Source organism: Pseudoruegeria aquimaris (assembly GCF_900172235.1).
Classification (GTDB): Bacteria; Pseudomonadota; Alphaproteobacteria; order Rhodobacterales; family Rhodobacteraceae; genus Pseudoruegeria; species Pseudoruegeria aquimaris.
Map to the genome: position 1 here is coordinate 97,271 of NZ_FWFQ01000009.1, position 18,318 is coordinate 115,588.

General features: G+C 67.8%; 19 protein-coding genes and 1 tRNA gene. 12 read left to right on the forward strand and 8 right to left on the reverse strand.

Features of this window, described 5'->3' with window-relative positions; all coding sequences use genetic code 11:
• Positions 1–44: 44 nt before the first annotated feature.
• Positions 45–131, reverse strand: a tRNA-Leu gene (locus PSA7680_RS08120).
• 125 nt (positions 132–256) lie between these two features.
• Between PSA7680_RS08120 and lipB the strand changes: the two genes are divergently transcribed.
• The 4 genes from lipB to PSA7680_RS08140 all read left to right on the forward strand — a co-directional run bounded on the left by lipB (position 257) and on the right by PSA7680_RS08140 (position 3,923).
• Positions 257–1,000 (forward strand): lipoyl(octanoyl) transferase LipB, encoded by a 744-nt coding sequence (lipB, locus tag PSA7680_RS08125; protein WP_275936522.1) that lies wholly within the window; start codon positions 257–259, stop codon positions 998–1,000.
• 99 nt (positions 1,001–1,099) lie between these two features.
• Complete coding sequence (locus tag PSA7680_RS08130) at positions 1,100–1,519, forward strand: c-type cytochrome (protein WP_085868211.1); 420 nt, start codon at positions 1,100–1,102, stop codon at positions 1,517–1,519.
• 155 nt (positions 1,520–1,674) lie between these two features.
• The gene (ctaD, locus tag PSA7680_RS08135; protein ID WP_085868212.1) at positions 1,675–3,348 is read left to right on the forward strand and encodes a cytochrome c oxidase subunit I; all 1,674 of its coding nucleotides are present in this window, start codon (positions 1,675–1,677) and stop codon (positions 3,346–3,348) included.
• Between the two features lie 38 nt (positions 3,349–3,386).
• Positions 3,387–3,923: a DUF2244 domain-containing protein gene (locus PSA7680_RS08140; protein WP_085868213.1), complete on the forward strand. Its 537-nt coding sequence runs from the start codon at positions 3,387–3,389 to the stop codon at positions 3,921–3,923.
• 402 nt (positions 3,924–4,325) lie between these two features.
• On the opposite strand, the gene PSA7680_RS08145 is transcribed toward PSA7680_RS08140, so the two are convergent.
• From PSA7680_RS08145 to PSA7680_RS08155, 3 genes are all read right to left on the reverse strand, one after another.
• Entirely contained in the window at positions 4,326–4,727 is a 402-nt protein-coding gene (locus tag PSA7680_RS08145; protein ID WP_176244100.1) for a CBU_0592 family membrane protein, read from the reverse strand.
• Between the two features lie 196 nt (positions 4,728–4,923).
• Positions 4,924–6,240, reverse strand: coding sequence for an enoyl ACP reductase FabMG family protein (locus tag PSA7680_RS08150; protein ID WP_085868214.1), 1,317 nt, complete (start codon positions 6,238–6,240; stop codon positions 4,924–4,926).
• A 200-nt stretch (positions 6,241–6,440) separates the two neighbouring features.
• Positions 6,441–6,899 carry a GatB/YqeY domain-containing protein gene (locus tag PSA7680_RS08155; protein WP_085868215.1) on the reverse strand — a complete coding sequence of 153 codons (459 nt, stop codon included), beginning with the start codon at positions 6,897–6,899 and terminating at the stop codon, positions 6,441–6,443.
• A 192-nt stretch (positions 6,900–7,091) separates the two neighbouring features.
• On the opposite strand from PSA7680_RS08155, the gene carA reads away from it, so the two are divergent.
• Positions 7,092–8,270, forward strand: a complete 1,179-nt coding sequence (carA, locus tag PSA7680_RS08160) for a glutamine-hydrolyzing carbamoyl-phosphate synthase small subunit (RefSeq protein WP_085868216.1) — start codon at positions 7,092–7,094, stop codon at positions 8,268–8,270.
• Between the two features lie 138 nt (positions 8,271–8,408).
• Entirely contained in the window at positions 8,409–10,346 is a 1,938-nt protein-coding gene (locus PSA7680_RS08165; RefSeq protein ID WP_085868217.1) for a glycosyltransferase family 2 protein, read from the forward strand.
• On the opposite strand, the gene PSA7680_RS08170 is transcribed toward PSA7680_RS08165, so the two are convergent.
• Positions 10,312–10,962 carry a GntR family transcriptional regulator gene (locus PSA7680_RS08170; protein ID WP_085868218.1) on the reverse strand — a complete coding sequence of 217 codons (651 nt, stop codon included), beginning with the start codon at positions 10,960–10,962 and terminating at the stop codon, positions 10,312–10,314. The two genes, PSA7680_RS08165 and PSA7680_RS08170, sit on opposite strands and share 35 nt — an antisense overlap.
• A 106-nt stretch (positions 10,963–11,068) precedes the next feature.
• Between PSA7680_RS08170 and PSA7680_RS08175 the strand changes: the two genes are divergently transcribed.
• Genes PSA7680_RS08175 through PSA7680_RS08185 form a run of 3 tightly spaced genes read left to right on the forward strand, consistent with a single transcriptional unit; the run spans position 11,069 to position 13,254 of the window.
• Positions 11,069–11,728, forward strand: coding sequence for a pyrimidine 5'-nucleotidase (locus tag PSA7680_RS08175; protein WP_085868219.1), 660 nt, complete (start codon positions 11,069–11,071; stop codon positions 11,726–11,728).
• Positions 11,729–11,774: 46 nt separating this feature from the next.
• Positions 11,775–12,017, forward strand: coding sequence for a hypothetical protein (locus PSA7680_RS08180; protein WP_085868220.1), 243 nt, complete (start codon positions 11,775–11,777; stop codon positions 12,015–12,017).
• Positions 12,018–12,045: 28 nt separating this feature from the next.
• The gene (locus PSA7680_RS08185; RefSeq protein ID WP_085868221.1) at positions 12,046–13,254 is read left to right on the forward strand and encodes a UbiH/UbiF family hydroxylase; all 1,209 of its coding nucleotides are present in this window, start codon (positions 12,046–12,048) and stop codon (positions 13,252–13,254) included.
• Positions 13,255–13,357: 103 nt separating this feature from the next.
• Here PSA7680_RS08185 and PSA7680_RS08190 read toward each other — a convergent pair whose 3' ends face one another.
• From PSA7680_RS08190 to PSA7680_RS08200, 3 genes are all read right to left on the reverse strand, one after another.
• The gene (locus PSA7680_RS08190; protein WP_085868222.1) at positions 13,358–14,488 is read right to left on the reverse strand and encodes an aminotransferase class V-fold PLP-dependent enzyme; all 1,131 of its coding nucleotides are present in this window, start codon (positions 14,486–14,488) and stop codon (positions 13,358–13,360) included.
• 84 nt (positions 14,489–14,572) lie between these two features.
• Positions 14,573–15,031, reverse strand: coding sequence for an Lrp/AsnC family transcriptional regulator (locus PSA7680_RS08195; protein WP_085868223.1), 459 nt, complete (start codon positions 15,029–15,031; stop codon positions 14,573–14,575).
• Complete coding sequence (locus tag PSA7680_RS08200; RefSeq protein WP_085868224.1) at positions 15,028–15,483, reverse strand: Lrp/AsnC family transcriptional regulator; 456 nt, start codon at positions 15,481–15,483, stop codon at positions 15,028–15,030. The genes PSA7680_RS08195 and PSA7680_RS08200 overlap by 4 nt, the downstream gene beginning before the upstream one ends.
• 136 nt (positions 15,484–15,619) lie before the next feature.
• Between PSA7680_RS08200 and ilvC the strand changes: the two genes are divergently transcribed.
• The 3 genes from ilvC to PSA7680_RS08215 all read left to right on the forward strand — a co-directional run bounded on the left by ilvC (position 15,620) and on the right by PSA7680_RS08215 (position 18,310).
• Positions 15,620–16,642 (forward strand): ketol-acid reductoisomerase, encoded by a 1,023-nt coding sequence (gene ilvC, locus PSA7680_RS08205; RefSeq protein ID WP_085868225.1) that lies wholly within the window; start codon positions 15,620–15,622, stop codon positions 16,640–16,642.
• A 111-nt stretch (positions 16,643–16,753) separates the two neighbouring features.
• Positions 16,754–17,665 carry a DMT family transporter gene (locus PSA7680_RS08210; RefSeq protein WP_085868226.1) on the forward strand — a complete coding sequence of 304 codons (912 nt, stop codon included), beginning with the start codon at positions 16,754–16,756 and terminating at the stop codon, positions 17,663–17,665.
• Between the two features lie 78 nt (positions 17,666–17,743).
• Complete coding sequence (locus PSA7680_RS08215) at positions 17,744–18,310, forward strand: hemerythrin domain-containing protein (RefSeq protein ID WP_085868227.1); 567 nt, start codon at positions 17,744–17,746, stop codon at positions 18,308–18,310.
• Positions 18,311–18,318 lie beyond the last annotated feature (8 nt).

The following is an 18,318-nucleotide window of genomic DNA, read 5'->3' on the forward strand; positions in this document are numbered from 1 at the left end:
TCCTAGATTGGCCTTTTCCTGTCCACCCCGCTTCAGGGGGTGGTTGGTGCGGTCGAGAAGACTCGAACTTCCACGGGAGTTACCCCACAGCGACCTCAACGCTGCGCGTCTACCAATTCCGCCACGACCGCACGTGATCAGGTAGGTGAGGCGCTACTTAGCCCCTGCTTTTCGGGATGTGAAGCGGAAAAAACCGGTTTTCGAAAATTTTTTTGCCACGCCCCCGCGCGCTCCACCCCGGCCCCTTGCCAGCCCCATGCCAGCCCCCCTCCCCGCCCCCGGCCAGCGGCGCCGCTGGACAAGCGCGCGCCCCTTCGCTACCGCTCCGGCAGGCTGTCAGGAGAGGCACGACATGGTGGAATGGATCACCCGCGAGGGGTTGCTCGACTACGACGAGGCCGTGGCCTTCATGGAGGCGCGCGCCGCCGCGATCGCGGCCGGCGAGGCCGAGGAGCTGATCTGGCTGGTGGAACATCCGCCGCTCTATACCGCGGGCACCTCGGCGCGGATCGAGGATCTCACCGACCCGGACCGCTTCCCCGTCTACGAGACCAAGCGCGGCGGGCAGTATACCTACCACGGCCCCGGCCAGCGCGTCGTCTACGTGATGCTGGACGTGGGCCGGCGCGGGCGCGACGTGCGCCGCTTCGTGCAGCAGCTGGAGGAATGGGTGATCGCCACCCTGGCCGAATTCAACGTGAAGGGCGAGATCCGCGAAGGGCGCGTCGGCGTCTGGGTGCAGCGCCCCGAGAAGCCGCGCGGCCCGAGCGGCGCGGTGCGGGAGGACAAGATCGCCGCGATCGGCATCCGCCTGCGCAAATGGGTCAGCTTCCACGGCATCTCGATCAACGTGGAGCCGGACCTCGAACATTTCACCGGCATCGTGCCCTGCGGAATCACCGAACACGGGGTCACCAGCCTCGTGGACCTCGGCCTGCCGGTGACGATGAACGATCTGGACGTCGCCCTGCGCGCCCAGTTCGACACGGTGTTCGGCTGACGGCGCCGCCGGCCGGAGTGCTGCGACATCTGTGACGTTCCCAGGCGGCGCAAAAGGGCTATTGTCCTTCTCCGACAGCCATTGAAACGTGAGGCACAGATGACCACCCAACGTATTCTCGCCACCATCGCCGCCCTTGCGCTCGCCACCCCCGCCCTCGCCGCCGGCGACGTGGCCAAGGGCGAAGCGGGCTTCAAGAAGTGCAAGGCCTGCCACATGATCGCCGACGGCGACAACGTGATCTTCAAGGGCGGCAAGACCGGCCCCAACCTCTACGGCGTGATCGGGCGCCAGGCCGGCTCCGTCGAGGGCTTCCGCTACGGCAACGATCTGGTCGCCGCAGGCGAAGCCGGGCTGGTGTGGAACGAGGAAAACCTCGTTTCCTACCTCGCCGATCCGAAGAAGTTCCTGCAGGAAACGCTCGGTGACGGCGGCGCCAAATCCAAGATGAGCTTCAAGCTCACCAAGGGCGCGGAAGACGTGGTGGCCTACCTCGCCTCCGTCGGCGCGGCCCAGTAGGGCGGAACAGGGCGGAACCCGCAAACAAAAAAATGCGCTGCGGCGCTCTGATACATTGTCTCCGCCCCCCTGCATGCTTAAGAGGGGGGCGGAACGCGCTGCGGGAGGTGACTCCCGGTGCGACAGAATCGAACTAGGGACCGGGAGGCACTTACATGGCGGACGCAGCCATTCAAGGCCATGACGAACACCATGACGAGCGCGGGTTCTTCACGCGCTGGTTCATGTCAACGAACCACAAGGATATCGGTATCCTTTATCTCTTCACCGCGGGCATCGTAGGCTTCATTTCCGTCGCCTTCACCGTCTACATGCGGCTGGAGCTGATGGAACCGGGCGTGCAGTACATGTGCCTGGAAGGCGCACGTTTCCTCGCATCCGACGAGGTCTGCACCCCCAACGGCCACCTCTGGAACGTGATGATCACCTATCACGGCGTGCTGATGATGTTCTTCGTCGTCATCCCGGCACTCTTCGGGGGCTTCGGCAACTACTTCATGCCGCTTCAGATCGGCGCGCCTGACATGGCGTTCCCGCGGATGAACAACCTCTCCTACTGGATGTATGTCACCGGCGTGGCGCTCGGCGTGGCCTCCATGCTGGCCCCGGGTGGCAACGATCAGCTCGGCTCCGGCGTGGGCTGGGTGCTCTACCCGCCGCTCTCCACCAACGAAGGCGGCATGTCGATGGATCTGGCGATCTTCGCGGTGCACGTCTCCGGCGCCTCCTCGATCCTCGGCGCGATCAACATGATCACCACCTTCCTGAACATGCGCGCCCCCGGCATGACGCTGCACAAGGTGCCGCTGTTCGGCTGGTCGATCTTCGTGACGTCCTGGCTCATCCTGCTGTCGCTGCCCGTGCTGGCCGGCGCCATCACGATGCTGCTGACGGACCGCAACTTCGGCACCACCTTCTTCCAGCCCTCCGGCGGCGGTGACCCGATCCTCTACCAGCACATCCTGTGGTTCTTCGGCCACCCGGAAGTGTACATCATCATCGTTCCGGGCTTCGGCATCATCTCCCAGGTGATCGCGACCTTCGCGCGCAAGCCGATCTTCGGCTACCTGCCGATGGTCTACGCCATGGTGGCGATCGGTGTTCTGGGCTTCGTCGTCTGGGCGCACCACATGTACACCGTGGGCATGAGCCTGACGCAGCAGTCCTACTTCATGCTGGCCACGATGGTGATCGCGGTGCCCACCGGCATCAAGATCTTCTCCTGGATCGCCACGATGTGGGGCGGCTCGGTGGAATTCAAGACCCCGATGCTCTGGGCCTTCGGCTTCCTCTTCCTGTTCACCGTGGGCGGTGTGACGGGCGTGGTGCTCTCCCAGGCCGGCGTCGACCGCGCCTACCACGACACCTACTACGTGGTTGCCCACTTCCACTACGTGATGAGCCTCGGCGCCGTGTTCTGCATCTTCGCCGGCATCTACTACTGGATCGGCAAGATGAGCGGCCGCCAATACCCGGAATGGGCCGGCAAGCTGCACTTCTGGATGATGTTCATCGGCGCGAACATGACCTTCTTCCCCCAGCACTTCCTGGGCCGTCAGGGCATGCCCCGCCGCTACATCGACTACCCGGAAGCCTTCGCTTACTGGAACACCATCTCCAGCTGGGGCGCCTTCCTCTCCTTTGCCTCCTTCCTCTTCTTCATCGGCGTGGTGTTCTACACCCTGACCCGCGGCAAGAAGATCGAAGAAGACAACTACTGGAACGAGTATGCCGACACGCTCGAGTGGACGCTGCCCTGCCCGCCGCCGGAGCACACCTTCGAAACCCTGCCCAAGCAGTCCGACTGGGACAAGGGCCACGCCCACTGAGGGCGGCCTGACCCAGCCTAGCTGACGAAGCATCGAAGATGCCGGCCACATGGCTTGAATATCCTGAAGGGGCCCCGGAGCAATCCGGGGCCCCTTTCCGTGAGGGCCACGCCCTGCCCCGCGTGCGCCTGCTGCTGGAGCCGCATCAATCGCTCACGCCGCGCGGCTTCGTGATCTTCATCGGTGCGACGGCGGCGCTCTTCCTGCTGCCGCTTCTGGCGGTGCTGGGCTCGCCGGTGCTCTGGGGGCTGCTGCCCTTCTTCGCGCTCGCCGTCGGCGGCGTCTGGTATGCGATCCGGCGCAACCAGCGCGACGCCGCGATCACCGAGGAACTCACCCTCTGGCCGGACCGCGCGCTGCTGCGCCACATCGCGCCGCGGGGGCCGGAGCGGACATGGGAGGCCAACCCCTACTGGATCAGCGTGGAGCTGGTGGAGCGCGGTGGCCCGGTGCCCAACTACATCGTGCTGAAAGGCGGTCCGCGCCCGGTGGAGATCGGCCGTTTCCTGAGCGAGGAGGAACGCGTGCAGCTGGCGGCGGATCTGCGCCTCTGGCTCGGGCGTCTGGGGAACTGACCAGAGCCAGAGGCACATGAAGAAGGCTGGTGCCCTCCCCGTTTCGCCGCGCGCCGCCGGATGGCAGGACACCAGGAGCAGTGCGGGCCGCAGCCGGATGCCCAGAGGGGACACAGGGCGGGCGGCGGCCGGCACAAGGCCATCCATGCGCGCGATGCGCTTTTTCGAAAGTTCTGCTCGCACGGGCCGTGCCCCATCGCCCTCCCGCACGGGAAAACGAGCGGGGTTGGAAGTGGCGGGCTAGGACCACGGGGGCCGCGCCTTTCGAAAATCGGCGCCCCAGCGGGCGGGAATGAAACCCGGATGCGGCGCCTGCCACTGTCTAGCCCGAAAGATGTGAACCAACCGTTAGCGGGAAAGCGCCGCCGCGTTAACGCGGGGGCAGCTGGGCGCGCTGCCGCCTCAGCGCCCGAGGCCCTGCACCCGCACGCGCCCCGGCGTTCGGCGCATCGCGCCACGGGCCGGCGGCGCACGGCGGCGGGCGTCGCGCGGCAGCGCCGGAACCGCACCGGCGGCCGCCTGCCCCCGCTTCCGGCGCGCCAGCCGCAGGGCGATCCCCACGGTGCCGAGCGCGATCCAGAGCACCTGGATCATGGCCGAGGCGAGGTTGAAATCCCGCGTCAGGCTCACCAGCACGCAGGCCGCCGCCGCCATGTTCACGAGGAAATAGCCGATGCAGCGGCTGTCGGTGCGCTGGAGCACCAGCAGGCAGTAGTTGCCTACGTAGAGGCAGACGCCGGCCACGCCGACGACCGCGGGCCCCTGAAGGGCCAGAACCTGCAAAGCCGACTCGAACAAACCCATCCGCCCACCCACCGAAACCACATCACCGGGAAACCTTGGTGCGCGGAAGGTGCCCGACGCGCCGCTTCACGGGCGTCAGGGGGCCGTGAGGCCGGCAATCGCGATCCGCTCACGCCCCTATGCGAAGGGCATGAAAAAGCCCGGCGCGCTGGCCGGGCTTTCCGCAGGTTCGGTCTGGCTGGCGCTGCTGCCGGCGTCAGCCCGGCAGCCCGGTGACGCCCAGCGTCTTGGACACCACGTCATGGCCCATCCAGTAGGCGGCGCTGTCGGCCGTCCAGCTTTGGTGCAGCATGATGTGGCCGCAGGCGGTGAAGACGAGCTGGCTCAGGTAGCTCGTCATCAGATCGTCGCTGTCCTTGTGCATGGCGCGCAGTTCGGCGGAGCTGCCGAGCATGATGTCCATCTGCTCCTGGGTGTTGTGCTGCGGCCAGTTCTCGAAGACGCGCATGTACTGCGTCGCCGGATCGGCGTGGTAGGTGTCCAGGATCTCCTGCACGCGGGCCAGCGCGGCCTCGCCGTCGGTCAGCTTGGCTGCGCAGTTGGCCTTGACCGTTGCGGAGAGCGGCGCGCTTTCGGCCTCGTGGTCCAGCGCGTTCAGCAGCCGGTAGAGCGGCAGCTCCACGCCCACGAAGACGCCGGAGGAGTTCGTCAGGATCTCGGGCGCGTTGTAGACGGAGACGTTCACGCCCGTGGCGCGGGCCTCCGCGGCGAGATCCTCGAGCTTCATCTTGGCGAACCCCTGCAGGTAGGGCGCGTAGGTCTGCCATTGGTAGCTGCCGTCGATCAGGCATTCGGTGCCGTGGTAGCCGTAGGCCACGTAGTTCACGCGCCCGCCCTTGGCCTCGATCTCGGCGCGCAGTTCGGCGGAGCCCTCCACGAGGTGCTTCAGGGTGCGCGCGGTGACCTCCTCGAAGGAGATCTCGCAGGCCCGCCCGATCGGGGAGTTCCAGTAGGTCTCGGAGGATTGGAAGCGCGCGCCCGTGCCCTTGAACACCCGGTTGGACACCGACAGCACCCGCTTGGACGCCGGAATGCCGCCCGCCATCGTGTGGGCGAAGAGCACGTTGGCCCCCTCGGGCAGATGCGGCTTGAGCGCCGCCATGAACGCGGCAACGCTGGCCTTGAACCTGGCCTCGCCCTTCTGGCGGGTCTCCTCGATGGCCGCCATGTCGAGGCTGCCGTTCTCCCAATCCTTGCCCAGCGCGTTGAGGCGGTCGGAAAGCGTCAGCCCGTCGGAGCCCTTCTCCTTGTCGAAACCCGCTTCCAGCGGCACGTTGATGATCGGGCCGTGGCCCTTCTCGGCCAGTTCCGCATCGGTCAGCGGGCGCAGGTTGCCTTCTGCGTCCCGGCGCCCGACGGTGCCGTAGAGCACGGTCATCCCCGCCTTCTCCGCGGCGTCGATCAGCCCGTTCACGTAGCCGCGCCCGAAGACCTCGCCGAAAACGACGAGCACATCACCGGCGCCATAGCCTGCGGGGGCCGGAACTTTGCGAATTGGGTTCAGGGGAGTCATTGTCGAAAACCTTCGCTGGTGATCATGTGTTCCATGGTTCCGCAGCGTAAACGCCGCGCGTGTCCGGACGACAACTGCAACGGCGGGCTGCCGCCGTCAAGCGCAGTTGCGCGCCGCGGCGCACAATGTGGCCGATGCGCCCCGCCGCGAAACCGGCGCGCACGGGCGCCGGAAGCGGCGGGCGAGCGCCGCCCGCCGGCTCAACCGAGGCGGTCCTTCAGCATCCCGCCGACCTTCCCGAAATCCATCTGGCCGGTGTATTTGCCCTTCAGCACGCCCATCACCTTGCCCATGTCGCGGATCGACTCGGCGCCGGTTTCGGCGATGGCGGCATCGATGGCGGCGGCGATTTCCGCGTCCGAGAGCTGGCGCGGCAGGAAATCCTCGATCACCGCGATCTCGGCCCGTTCCTTCTCGGCCAGTTCCAGCCTCCCGCCCTCTTCGTAGGCGCGCGCGCTCTCCTGGCGCTGCTTAACCATTTTCCCAAGGATTCCAAGGATGTCGGCATCGGAGACTTCCCCCTCGCCGGTTTCGCCCCGCAGGGCGATGTCCTTGTCCTTGATGGCGGCGTTGATGAGCCGCAACGTGGAGAGCCTGCCGGCATCCTTGGCCTTCATCGCCTCCTTGAGCGCGGCGCTGATCTGTTTTCTCATGTTCATCGGTCTGGCTGTCCCCAAGCGTTCCGAAGTTTCCCCAAAGCCTGAACCTTAGCCCGAAGGCGCCGGCAAGACAATGGCGGCACAGCCTCGCAAGCTATTGTTTTCATTGCATTTTCAAATTTGAGGTTTCGACTTGACCAATGCCCCCGCTGCCCCTAGTTTCCCGACAATTTTGTGCCGAGGAGTCCCGTGATGTCTGCCGCTGCCAGCGCCCTGTTCACCCCCACCAAGCCAACGGCCTGCCTTGCACTGGCCGACGGAACACTGTTCTACGGATACGGCTTCGGGGCGGAGGGCAGCACCCAGGCCGAGCTTTGCTTCAACACGGCGATGACGGGCTACCAGGAGATCATGACCGATCCCTCCTACGCCGGCCAGATCGTCACCTTCACCTTCCCCCACATCGGCAACACCGGCGTGAACCCGGAAGACGACGAAACCACCGATCCGGTGGCCGACGGCATGGTTGTGAAATGGGATCCCACCGAGCCCTCCAACTGGCGCAGCACCGAAGAGCTGGGCGCCTGGCTCGCCAAGCGCGGCCGCATCGGCATCGGCGGCATCGACACCCGCCGCCTGACCCGCGCCATCCGCCAGCAGGGTGCGCCCCACGTGGCGCTGGCCCATGACGCTCAGGGCAATTTCGACATCGAGGCCCTCGTGGCCAAGGCCCGCGCCTTCAAGGGGCTGGAAGGGCTCGATCTCGCCAAGGACGTCACCTGCGCCCAATCCTACAAGTGGGATGAAATGCGGTGGGCCTGGCCCGAGGGCTACAGCCGGCGCAGCGCGCCCGGCCACAAGGTGGTGGCGCTGGACTTCGGCGCCAAGCGCAACATCCTGCGCTGCCTCGCCTCCGCCGGCTGCGACGTGACCGTCCTGCCCGCCACCGCCACCGCCGAGGAGGTGCTGGCGCACGCGCCGGACGGCGTCTTCCTGTCCAATGGCCCGGGCGATCCGGCGGCCACCGGTGAATACGCGGTGCCGATGATCCGCGAGATCCTCGAGAAGACGGATCTGCCCGTCTTCGGCATCTGCCTCGGCCACCAGATGCTCGCGCTCGCGCTCGGTGCGCGCACGATCAAGATGAACCACGGCCACCACGGGGCCAACCACCCGGTGAAGGATCTGGAAACCGGCAAGGTGGAGATCACCTCGATGAACCACGGCTTCACCGTGGACAGCCAGAGCCTGCCCGAAGGCGTGGTGGAAACCCATGTCTCGCTGTTCGACGGCTCCAACTGCGGCATCCGCATCGCCGATCGCCCCGTGTTCTCGGTGCAGTATCACCCCGAGGCCAGCCCCGGCCCGCAGGACAGCTACTACCTGTTCGAGCGCTTCGCCGAGGCCATGAGCGCCCGCGCCGCCGGCTGAGGCGCCGCGCGGCACCCCTCCCCGCTTGCCTGGCATGGGCCCGGAGGGTCAGCGAAGCACTTAAACCGGCGTTAACCTCGCGTCCCTAGACTGGCGGCGCCGCAGCACTTCGGCGGTCCACCCGTTCCAGGAGATGCGATGCCCCGATCTCCCCTGCGCCTCGTGCCGGCTGCAACCGGCACGCCGGAAACCACGCCCCGGCCCGGCAGCGCCACGGCCCGCCCGATGGCGCCGCTCTCGGAGTGTCTCGTCGAATACGGCGGCGTGGATCCGGGCGATCTGGCCCGCGCGCTGGCGCTGCGCCAGCGCGAAGAGGCCGACACCCCAGAAATCCTGCTCGCGAACGGCTGGATCAGCGAAGACGGGCTGATGCTGGCGATGTCCCGCCGCTGGGGCTGCCCGGAGGTCGATCTCGATACCGAGCCGCCCGATCCCGGCCTCGTGCGCCGCCTCGGCGGCTCCTTCTGCCTGAAGAACGGCTGCGTGCCCTGGCGGCGCCTCGGAAACGGCATCGTGCTGGCCACCTCGCGGCCCGAGCAGTTTGCCGCGCTGCGCCGCAGCCTGCCGCCTTCGCTGGGGCCGGTGCACATGGTGCTGGCGCGGCAGGCGGCGGTGCGCCGGGCGGTGGCGCAGGCCATGGGTTCGGCGCTCGTGGCCAGCGCGGAGGCCCGCGTCATGCAGCGCGAAAGCTGCCGCCGCTGGGCGCAGCCCGCGCCCCTGATGCGCTCCGTGCTCGCGGTCTTCCTCACAGCCGCGCTGCTCTACCCCGCCCAGGCGCTCGTGGCGCTGTTCCTGCTGGCCTGCCTCAGCCTCGTCGCGCTCACCGCGCTCAAGATCGCCGCCGCCGTGGCCGCTCCGAAACCGGCGCCCGCGCCGGGGGCGACCGAGGTGCTGGCGGCGCGCGCGGCGCCGCCCCCCAGCATCGCCCGGCTGCCCATCGTCTCGATCCTCGTGCCCCTGTTCAAGGAACGCCGCATCGCCGAGCACCTGCTCGCCCGCCTCGAAGCGCTGGACTACCCGCGCGAGCTGCTCGACGTGATCCTCGTCCTCGAAGAGGACGATTTCACCACCCGCGCCACGCTCTCGCGCATCCAGCTTCCGCCCTGGGTCAGCATCGTGCCGGTGCCGCGCGGCCGCGTGCGCACCAAGCCCCGCGCAATGAACTACGCGCTGGATTTCTGCCGCGGCAGCCTCATCGGCATCTACGACGCCGAGGATGCCCCGGCACCTGGGCAGATCCATGCGGTGGTGAAACGCTTCCACGAACGCGGCCCCGAGGTGGCCTGCCTTCAGGGCATCCTCGATTTCTACAATGCCGAACGCAACTGGCTGGCGCGCTGCTTCACCATCGAATACGCCACCTGGTTCCGGGTGATCCTGCCGGGCCTCTGCCGCCTCGGCCTCGTGATCCCGCTCGGCGGCACGACGCTCTTCTTCCGCCGCGCCGCGCTGGAGGACCTGGGCGGCTGGGACGCCCACAACGTGACGGAAGACGCCGATCTCGGCCTGCGGCTGGCCCGCCACGGCTACCGCGCCGAAACCCTCACCACCGTCACCCGCGAAGAGGCCAACGCCCGCGCCCTGCCCTGGATCAAGCAGCGCTCGCGCTGGATCAAGGGCTATGCCGTCACCTATGCCGTGCACATGCGCAACCCGGCGGCGCTGCTGCGCGATCTCGGCCCCTGGCGTTTTCTCGGGGTGCAGGTGCTCTTTGCCGGGTCGCTGATGCAGGTCTGGCTGGCGCCCCTGCTCTGGAGCTGCTGGCTGATGTTCTTCGGCCTGCCGCACCCGGTGTCATCGCTGCTGCCGCCGGCGCTGATCTGGGCCGCCGTCGGCCTGTTTCTCGCCGCCGAGGTGAGCAACATCACCATCGGTGCGGTGGCGGTATTGCGCCGGGGCGCGGGCTGGCTGGTGAAATGGGTGCCGACGCTGCACTTCTACCATCCGCTGGGCACCTTCGCCGCCTACAAGGCCGCCTTCGAGCTGATCCGCGATCCCTTCTACTGGGACAAGACCGACCACGGCGATCATGGCGGGGCCGCTAGCCCAGAAGCTCCTTCTTCGCGTCCTGCTTGAGGCGCGTCTCGAAGGCCTGCGACAGGTGGCGGCGCAGGGCGGCATAGGCGGCATCACCATCGCCGGCCGCGATCGCCTCCACGATGGCGCCATGCTCCGCCAGCGCGGTTTCGCCGCGCCCTTCGGCCGCCAGCGAGGTGGTGGCCATGAGCGCCATGGTGCGGTGCACGAGATCCAGCTGCTGGACGAGGTAGCGGTTGTGGCTGGCCAGGTGGATCTGCTTGTGGAAACGCCGGTTCGCCCGTGAAAGCGCCTCCGGATCATCCATGAAGGCCTGATCCTCGATCACCATGTCGCGCAGCACCTTCACCTCCTCCGGCGTGGCGTGGCGCGCGGCCAGCCGCGCCGCCAGCCCCTCCAGCTCGCTGCGCACGGCATAGAGCTCGGCCATCTGGTTGTGATCCAGCGAGGCGACGATCAGCGAGCGGCCGTCCCGCGTGAGCAGGGATTGCGTTTCCAGCCGCTGCAAAGCCTCCCGGATCGGCGTGCGCGACACGCCGAAGCGATCGGCCAGTTCGCTTTCCACCAACCGGTCGCCGGGCTTGTAGATGCCCACGTCGATGGCTTCGAGGATCAGCGCGTAGGCATCCTTGTTCTGCGGTTTCGTCTCGGCCATGGCTCTCGAAAAATCCCCTGTTTGCGCCACCCTAGGGCGGGATGCCGCAGAGGATCAAGACGTGGCTCCGATTGAACCCCGCCCCGCGGCGTTTTACCATGGCGCCATGATTTCCGCTTCCTTCTCCCACGTCCGCCACTGGGTGTTCGATCTCGACAACACGCTCTATCCGCCACAGGCGCGGCTGTTCGACCAGATCGAAACCCGGATGACAGCCTACGTCATGGATGCGCTCGGCGTGCCGCGCGCCGAGGCCGACCGTCTGCGCCGCCGCTACTGGGCCCTGCACGGCACCACTCTGGCGGGGCTGATGGCCGAACACGGGGTCGATCCCGTGCCCTACCTCGAGGACGTCCACGACATCAGCCTCGACCACCTCGAACCCGATCCGCGCCTCGCCGCCCTGATCCGCGGCCTGCCGGGGCGCAAGATCGTCTACACCAACGGCAGCGCGCCCTACGCCGAACGCGTCGTCGCCGCCCGCGGGCTTTCGGGAGTCTTCGATGCGATCTACGGCGTGGAGCACGCCGGCTACCGCCCCAAGCCCGAAACCGGCGCCTTCGAGGCCGTCTTCGCCCGCGACGGCGTGCAGACGGAGGCCGCGGCCATGTTCGAAGACGATTCCCGCAACCTCCAGGCCCCCCACGCCATGGGGATGCGCACCGTCCACGTGGCGCCGGAGCCCGAACCGGCCGCGCATATCCATCACCACACCGCCGACCTGGCCGACTTTCTGTCGCAGGTCGCCGGGGGCGAAACGCGCTAGAAGACGCCTATATCCATGGTGAACACACAAGCGCACAGGACATATCATGACGAGTATCGCCGCACGCCGCCCCTTCTGGCAGCGCCTGGTCTTTGCCCTTCCCGTCTTCGGCTGGATTCTGAAGGATTACCACGAGGGGCAGGATGCCAACATCTGGTATCACATCATCACGGTGGTCAGCCTCTGGCTGATTTCCGGCCTCACCTTCGGCATCGTGGGGATCGCCATCCCGGCCGTGATGGCCGTGCCGGTGATGTTCCTCGTTTTGGTGCTGATCAGCCGCGGCTGATGCGCCGCGCGCCCGCAGGGAGCCTTCGATGAGCCGCATCGACACCGACATCCTGGTCTCCGGCGGCGGCGTCGCCGGGCTCACCGCCGCGGCCGCCTTCGGCAGCGCGGGCTTCTCGGTGATCTGCGTCGATCCGCAGCCGCCCGTGACCGAGGCCGACGCCCCGGGAACGGACCTGCGCACCACGGCCTTCCTGCAACCCTCGCGCGCCTTCCTCGAAGATGCCGGCCTCTGGGAGCGGCTCGCCCCCCATGCCGCGCCGCTGCAGGTGATGCGGATCGTGGATGCCGGCGGCAAGGTGCCGGAGCCGCGCGTGGTGAAGGATTTCGACGCCTCCGACATCTCGGACGCGCCTTTCGGCTGGAACCTGCCGAACTGGCTGCTGCGGCGGGAGATGGTGGCGCGTCTGGGCGAGCTGCCCAACGTCACCTTCCGGCCCGGCGTCTCCACCGTGGGCGTGCTCACCCGCAGCAGCGCCGCCCACGTGCGCCTGAGCGACGGAACCCGCGTGGCCGCGCGGCTGCTGATCGCCGCGGACGGGCGCCACTCCCCAACCCGCGAGGCGCTCGGCATCCCGGTGCGCACCCTGCGCTACGGCCAGAAGGCGCTGGCCTTCTCGGTGACCCACCCGATCCCGCACGGCAATGTCTCCACCGAGATCCACCGCTCCGGCGGCCCCTTCACGCTGGTGCCGCTGCCCGATCTCGAGGGCACGCCCCGCTCCGCCGTCGTCTGGATGGAGCGCGGCCCCGAGGCGCTGCGCCTGAAATCGCTGCCCGTCGCGGATTTCGAGGCCGAGATGAACATCCGGTCCTGCGGACTGTTCGGCCCGCTCACCCTCGTCACCGAGCGCTCGATCTGGCCGATGATCAGCCAGATCGCCGAGCGTTTCGACGCCGAGCGCACGGCGCTGGTGGCCGAGGCCGCCCACGCCGTGCCGCCGATCGGCGCCCAGGGGTTGAACATGAGTCTCGGCGATCTGCGGGTGCTGCTCGATCTCGCCCGCGCCGACCCTGGCGCGCTCGGCGATGCCGCGATGCTGTCGCGCTACAACCGCCTCCGCCATCCGGAGGTGAAGCTGCGCGTCACTGGGATCGATGCGCTCAACCGCGCCTCGATGATGGGGGCGCAGGGCCTGCGCGATCTGCGCGCCGGCCTGCTGAACACGCTCTATTCCGTGGCCCCCGTGCGCAAGACGCTCATGCGCGCCGGCATGGGGATGGCCGCCCGGCGCTAGGGGGCTCCGCCCCCGCCGCCTGCGGCGCCTCCCCCGGGATATTTTCGGAACAAAGTGGGGCCCCGTCTTTTGGCCGTGCGTTTCGCGAGCGCCGCCACCCGGATCAGCCGATGGCTTTCGCCAAGGCCTTTTCCAGACGCGCCACGCTGGCGTCCACGTCGTAGAGCTTGTCGAGCCCGAAGAGGCCGAGGCGGAAGCTCTTGTAGTCGGGGCCTTCATCGCATTGCAGCGGCACGCCGGCCGCGATCTGCAGCCCCTGCGCCGCGAAGGCGCGGCCCGACTGCACGTCGGGATCCTCGGTGAAGCTGACCACGACCCCCGGCGCCTCGAAGCCTTCCGCCGCCACCGAACGGATGCCGTGGCGTTTGAGCAGCTCCCGCACCCTGCGGCCCTGCTCCCATTGCGCCTCGCGCAGCTTCTCGAAGCCGTATTTTCGGGTTTCCAGCATCGTGTCGCGGAAGGCCCTCAGGGCATCGGTGGGCATGGTGGCGTGATAGGCGTGGCCCCCGGCCTCGTAGGCCTCCATGATCGCGAGCCATTTGCCGAGATCCACGGCGAAGGAGGTGCTTTGCGCCGCCTTGGCCCGGGCCGTGGCGGTTTCATTCATCATCACGAGCCCGGCACAGGGCGAGGCGGACCAGCCTTTCTGGGGCGCGGAGATCAGCACGTCCACGCCGGTCTTGCGCATGTCCACCCAGGCGCAGCCCGAGGCGATGCAGTCGAGCACGAAGATCGCCCCCACCGCATGGGCGGCCTCGGCCACCTCCTTGAGGTAGTCATCCGGCAGGATCATGCCCGAGGAGGTTTCCACGTGCGGGGCGAAGACGACCTCGGGGCGGAATTCGCGGATCTTCGCCACCACCTCTTCGAGGGGGGCGGGCGCGAAGGGCGACTGCGGATCGTTGCCCACGCGGCGCGCCTTCATCACCACCTCTTCGGACGGGATGCCCCCGGCCTCGAAGATCTGCGTCCAGCGGTAGGAGAACCAGCCGTTGCGGACCACCAGCACGCGTCTGCCGGTGGCGAACTGGCGGGCGACGGCCTCCATCGCGTAGGTGCCGCCACCGGGCACCAGCGCCACGGCGTCGGCGGCGTAGACCTCCTTCAGCATGGCGGAGATGTCGCGCATCACCGATTGGAAGGTGGCCGACATGTGGTTGAGCGAGCGGTCGGTGAAGACGACGGAGAATTCCAGCAGGCCGTCGGGATCGACGCTATCGAGCAGGGCGGACATGGGCATTTCCTTGCAGTGACTGATTTGCCGCCAATGTCGCCCCTGGGCGCGGAAAGCACAAGCGCGGCCCGGGCCCTTTCCGACCTAGCCGATCGGGCCGGGGCGGCGCTCTTCGCTCAGCAGCACGTTGGCCTCCACGTTGCCGACGCCGGGCAGCGTCATGATCCGGCGGCGCAGCACGCGCTCGAAATCCGCCAGATCGCGGGCCACCACCCGCAGGCGATAATCGTAGAGGCCCAGCACGTGCTCCACCGTCTGCACCTCGGGGATGGCGCTGATGGCGCGCTCGAAATCCTCGAGACTCACGCGGCCCTTTGTGGCCAGCTTCACCCCGAGGAAGACGGTCACGCCGAAGCCCAGCGCCTCCTTGTTGAGCACGAGCCGGCGCCCGGCGATCACCCCGGCGTCCTGCATCCGGCGGATCCTGCGCCAGGCGGCGGGCTGCGACAGGCCGAAGCGGCGGCCCAGCGCGCCGGCGCTCTGGGTCGCATCCTCGCTGAGCGCGCGCAGCAGCTTGCGGTCGGTTTCGTCCAGATCGATCACAGCGGCAGCGTCTCGGCGGATTTGATGGTGGCCACATGCATCAGCGCCTCGATGTCGGCGATGTGGGGCAAGGTGAGGATGCGGCTGCGGTAGACCTGCTGGTAATGGCCGATGTCGCGCGCCAGCACCGAGAGCCGCACGTCCACGCGGCCGAGAAACGTCTGGATTTCATAGACTTCCGGCACCTCGCGCGCCGCATCGATGAAATCGTCGAAGGCGCGCGGCTCGGTTTTGTCGAGCGTCACCCGCAGCGAGACATCCACCGTGTAGCCGAGCGCACGCCAGTCGATCACCGCCTGCTGGGCTTCGATCACGCCGGCCTCGGTGAGCTTCTCGATCCGGCGCCAGCAGGTGGCCGCGGTGACGCCGGCGCGCTCGGCCAGTTCGGCCATGGAGAGATCGGGCTCGGCCTGCAGGTGGCGCAGGAGGCGGCGGTCGGTGTCGTCAAGCATGAAAATTTCGCCGTTCAGAATTATTATGCATGGATTTTTTCATAACCCACGAAAAACTTCAATCACAGCAAGTGCGTTTTGCGCAGCAGCCCCTATGCTCGCCTTCAGAACAAATCTGCAAGCAAGGAGCGCCGACATGCGCGTGTATTACGATCGCGATTGCGACATCAACCTGATCAAGGACAAGAAAGTGGCCATCCTGGGCTACGGCTCCCAAGGCCACGCCCACGCGCTGAACCTGCGCGATTCCGGCGCCAAGAACCTCGTCGTGGCGCTGCGCGAAGGCTCCCCTTCCGCCAAGAAGGCCGAGGCCGAGGGCCTGACCGTGATGGGCATCGCCGAGGCCGCCGCATGGTGCGACCTGATCATGTTCACCATGCCCGATGAACTTCAGGCCGAGACCTACAAGAAATACGTCCACGACAACCTGAAGCCCGGCTCCGCCATCGCCTTCGCCCACGGCCTGAACGTGCACTTCGGCCTGATCGAGCCGAAGGAAGGCGTGGACGTGATCATGATGGCGCCGAAAGGCCCGGGCCACACCGTGCGCGGCGAATACGTGAAAGGCGGCGGCGTGCCCTGCCTCGTGGCCGTCCACAACGACGCCTCCGGCAAAGCGCTGGAAATCGGCCTCTCCTACTGCTCCGCCATCGGCGGCGGCCGCTCCGGCATCATCGAAACCAACTTCCGTGAAGAGTGCGAAACCGATCTCTTCGGCGAGCAGGCCGTGCTCTGCGGCGGCCTCGTGGAGCTGATCCGCTGCGGCTTCGAGACCCTGGTCGAAGCCGGCTACGCCCCGGAAATGGCCTACTTCGAGTGCCTGCACGAGGTGAAGCTGATCGTGGACCTGATCTACGAAGGCGGCATCGCCAACATGGATTACTCCATCTCCAACACCGCCGAATACGGCCAATACGTCACCGGCCCGCGCATCCTGCCCTACGAGCAGACGAAGAAAGCCATGAAGGAAGTCCTCACCGACATCCAGCAGGGCAAGTTCGTGCGCGACTTCATGCTGGAGAACGCCGTGGGCCAGCCCACGATCAAGGCCGCCCGCCGCGCCAACGACGAGCACCAGATCGAAGCCACCGGCGAGAAGCTGCGCGCGATGATGCCCTGGATTTCCGCCGGCAAGATGGTGGACAAGGCCAAGAACTGATCGCCGCGCGATCCGGTTTTCGGGAAGGGGCCGCCAGCAGGCGGCCCTTTCTCTTTTCGCAAGGGGGCATTTGCCGTGGCGCCTTCCTGCACCTCTGCCTAGAAAGGCCCCATGAGCACGCGCCCCACCCCTTTGAACTGGCTCTCCATCGCCACCCTCGGCTTCGTCTGGGGCGGGACCTTCATGGTGATCGAGATCGCCATCGAGGGCTTCACCCCGCTTCAGGTGGCCGCCGGGCGCAGCCTCCTGGGCGCGCTCACCCTGCTTGCCGTCTGCGCCGCCACCGGCCGCAGCCTGCCGCGCCTGTCGGATCCGCGCGGCGGCACGATCTGGCTCTGCGCCATCGCCATGGGGCTGCTGTCCACGGCGGTGCCGTTCTTTCTCATCAGCTGGGCGCAGACCCGCGTGAGCTCGGCCTTCGCCGGGGTGTCGATGGCCATGATCCCCCTCGTGGTGCTGCCGCTGGCCCATGCCTTCGTGCCCGGCGAACGGCTGACCCGGCGCAGGCTGGCCGGCTTCGGGCTGGGCTTCGCCGGCACCGCGCTGCTGGTGGGGGGCGGCGCTTTCGCCAGCACCGGCGCGGGCGGGGAGCTCTGGGGCCGGCTGGCCTGCCTGCTGGCGGTGGTCTCGCTGGCCTCCGGCGCCATCATCACCCGGCTCTGCCCGCCCACGCGGGTGTTGCCGCTGGCCGCCGCCTCGCTGCTTGTCTCGGCCCTGCTGATGGTGCCCGTCGCCCTGCTGATCGACGGCTGGCCCGGCCCTTCGGGGGCGGCCCCGCTCGCGGCGCTCACCTTCCTCGGGATCGTGCCCACCGCCCTGATGATCTGGCTGCGCACCACGGTGATCCGCTCCGCCGGGCCCAGCTTCATGACGCTGACGAACTACCAGGTGCCGGTGTGGTCCATCCTCTTCGGCGCGCTGGTGCTGGACGAGCCGATCCCGGTGCAGCTTCCGGCGGCGCTGGCGCTGATCCTCGCCGGGCTCGCCGTCAGCCAGTGGCGCCCGCGGGCACCTGCGGCATAGGCGCGGCGCACAGCGGGGCTGCGTGGCCGCACAGGGTCACGATCTGTTACATCATAACAGGTGCCCCATATTGGCGGGATGACCCAATACAGCATTCACACGCGCAGCGGGTTGCCGGACGAGTGGCAACTGCTGCTTCGGGCCCATCCACGCGATAGCTGGCCGGATCACCCGAACTTCGCCCGCTCCATCCGCAACTGGATGGGCGCCCACCAGATGTTCCGCGATCTCGGCGCCCTGACCGAGGACGACACCCGCAGCGTTGCTGCCGGAGAGATGGAGCTTGCGCGCTTCGCGGGCCGGCTGTCGCATTTCGGCGGACTGCTGGTGGCGAACCTGCACGGCCACCACGGCTGGGAGGACCGCAGCTTCTTCCCCGAACTGAGCCCGGCGGATCCGCGCTTCGACGCCGGGCTTGAGACTCTGGAGAGCGATCACCTCGTGCTCGACGAAACGCTGGAGCGCTTCACCCGCCGCGCCAACCGCGTGGTGCAGCTGGCGCAGCTGGACGAGGCCCAATCCCTCGAAGAGGCCCGCCACCTGCAGGACGACGCCGCCGCGATCACCCGCTTTCTCGCCCGCCATCTTGCGGACGAAGAGGATCTCGTGGTGCCGATCCTGCTGCACCACGGGTTGCGCAGCTGAAGCTGGGG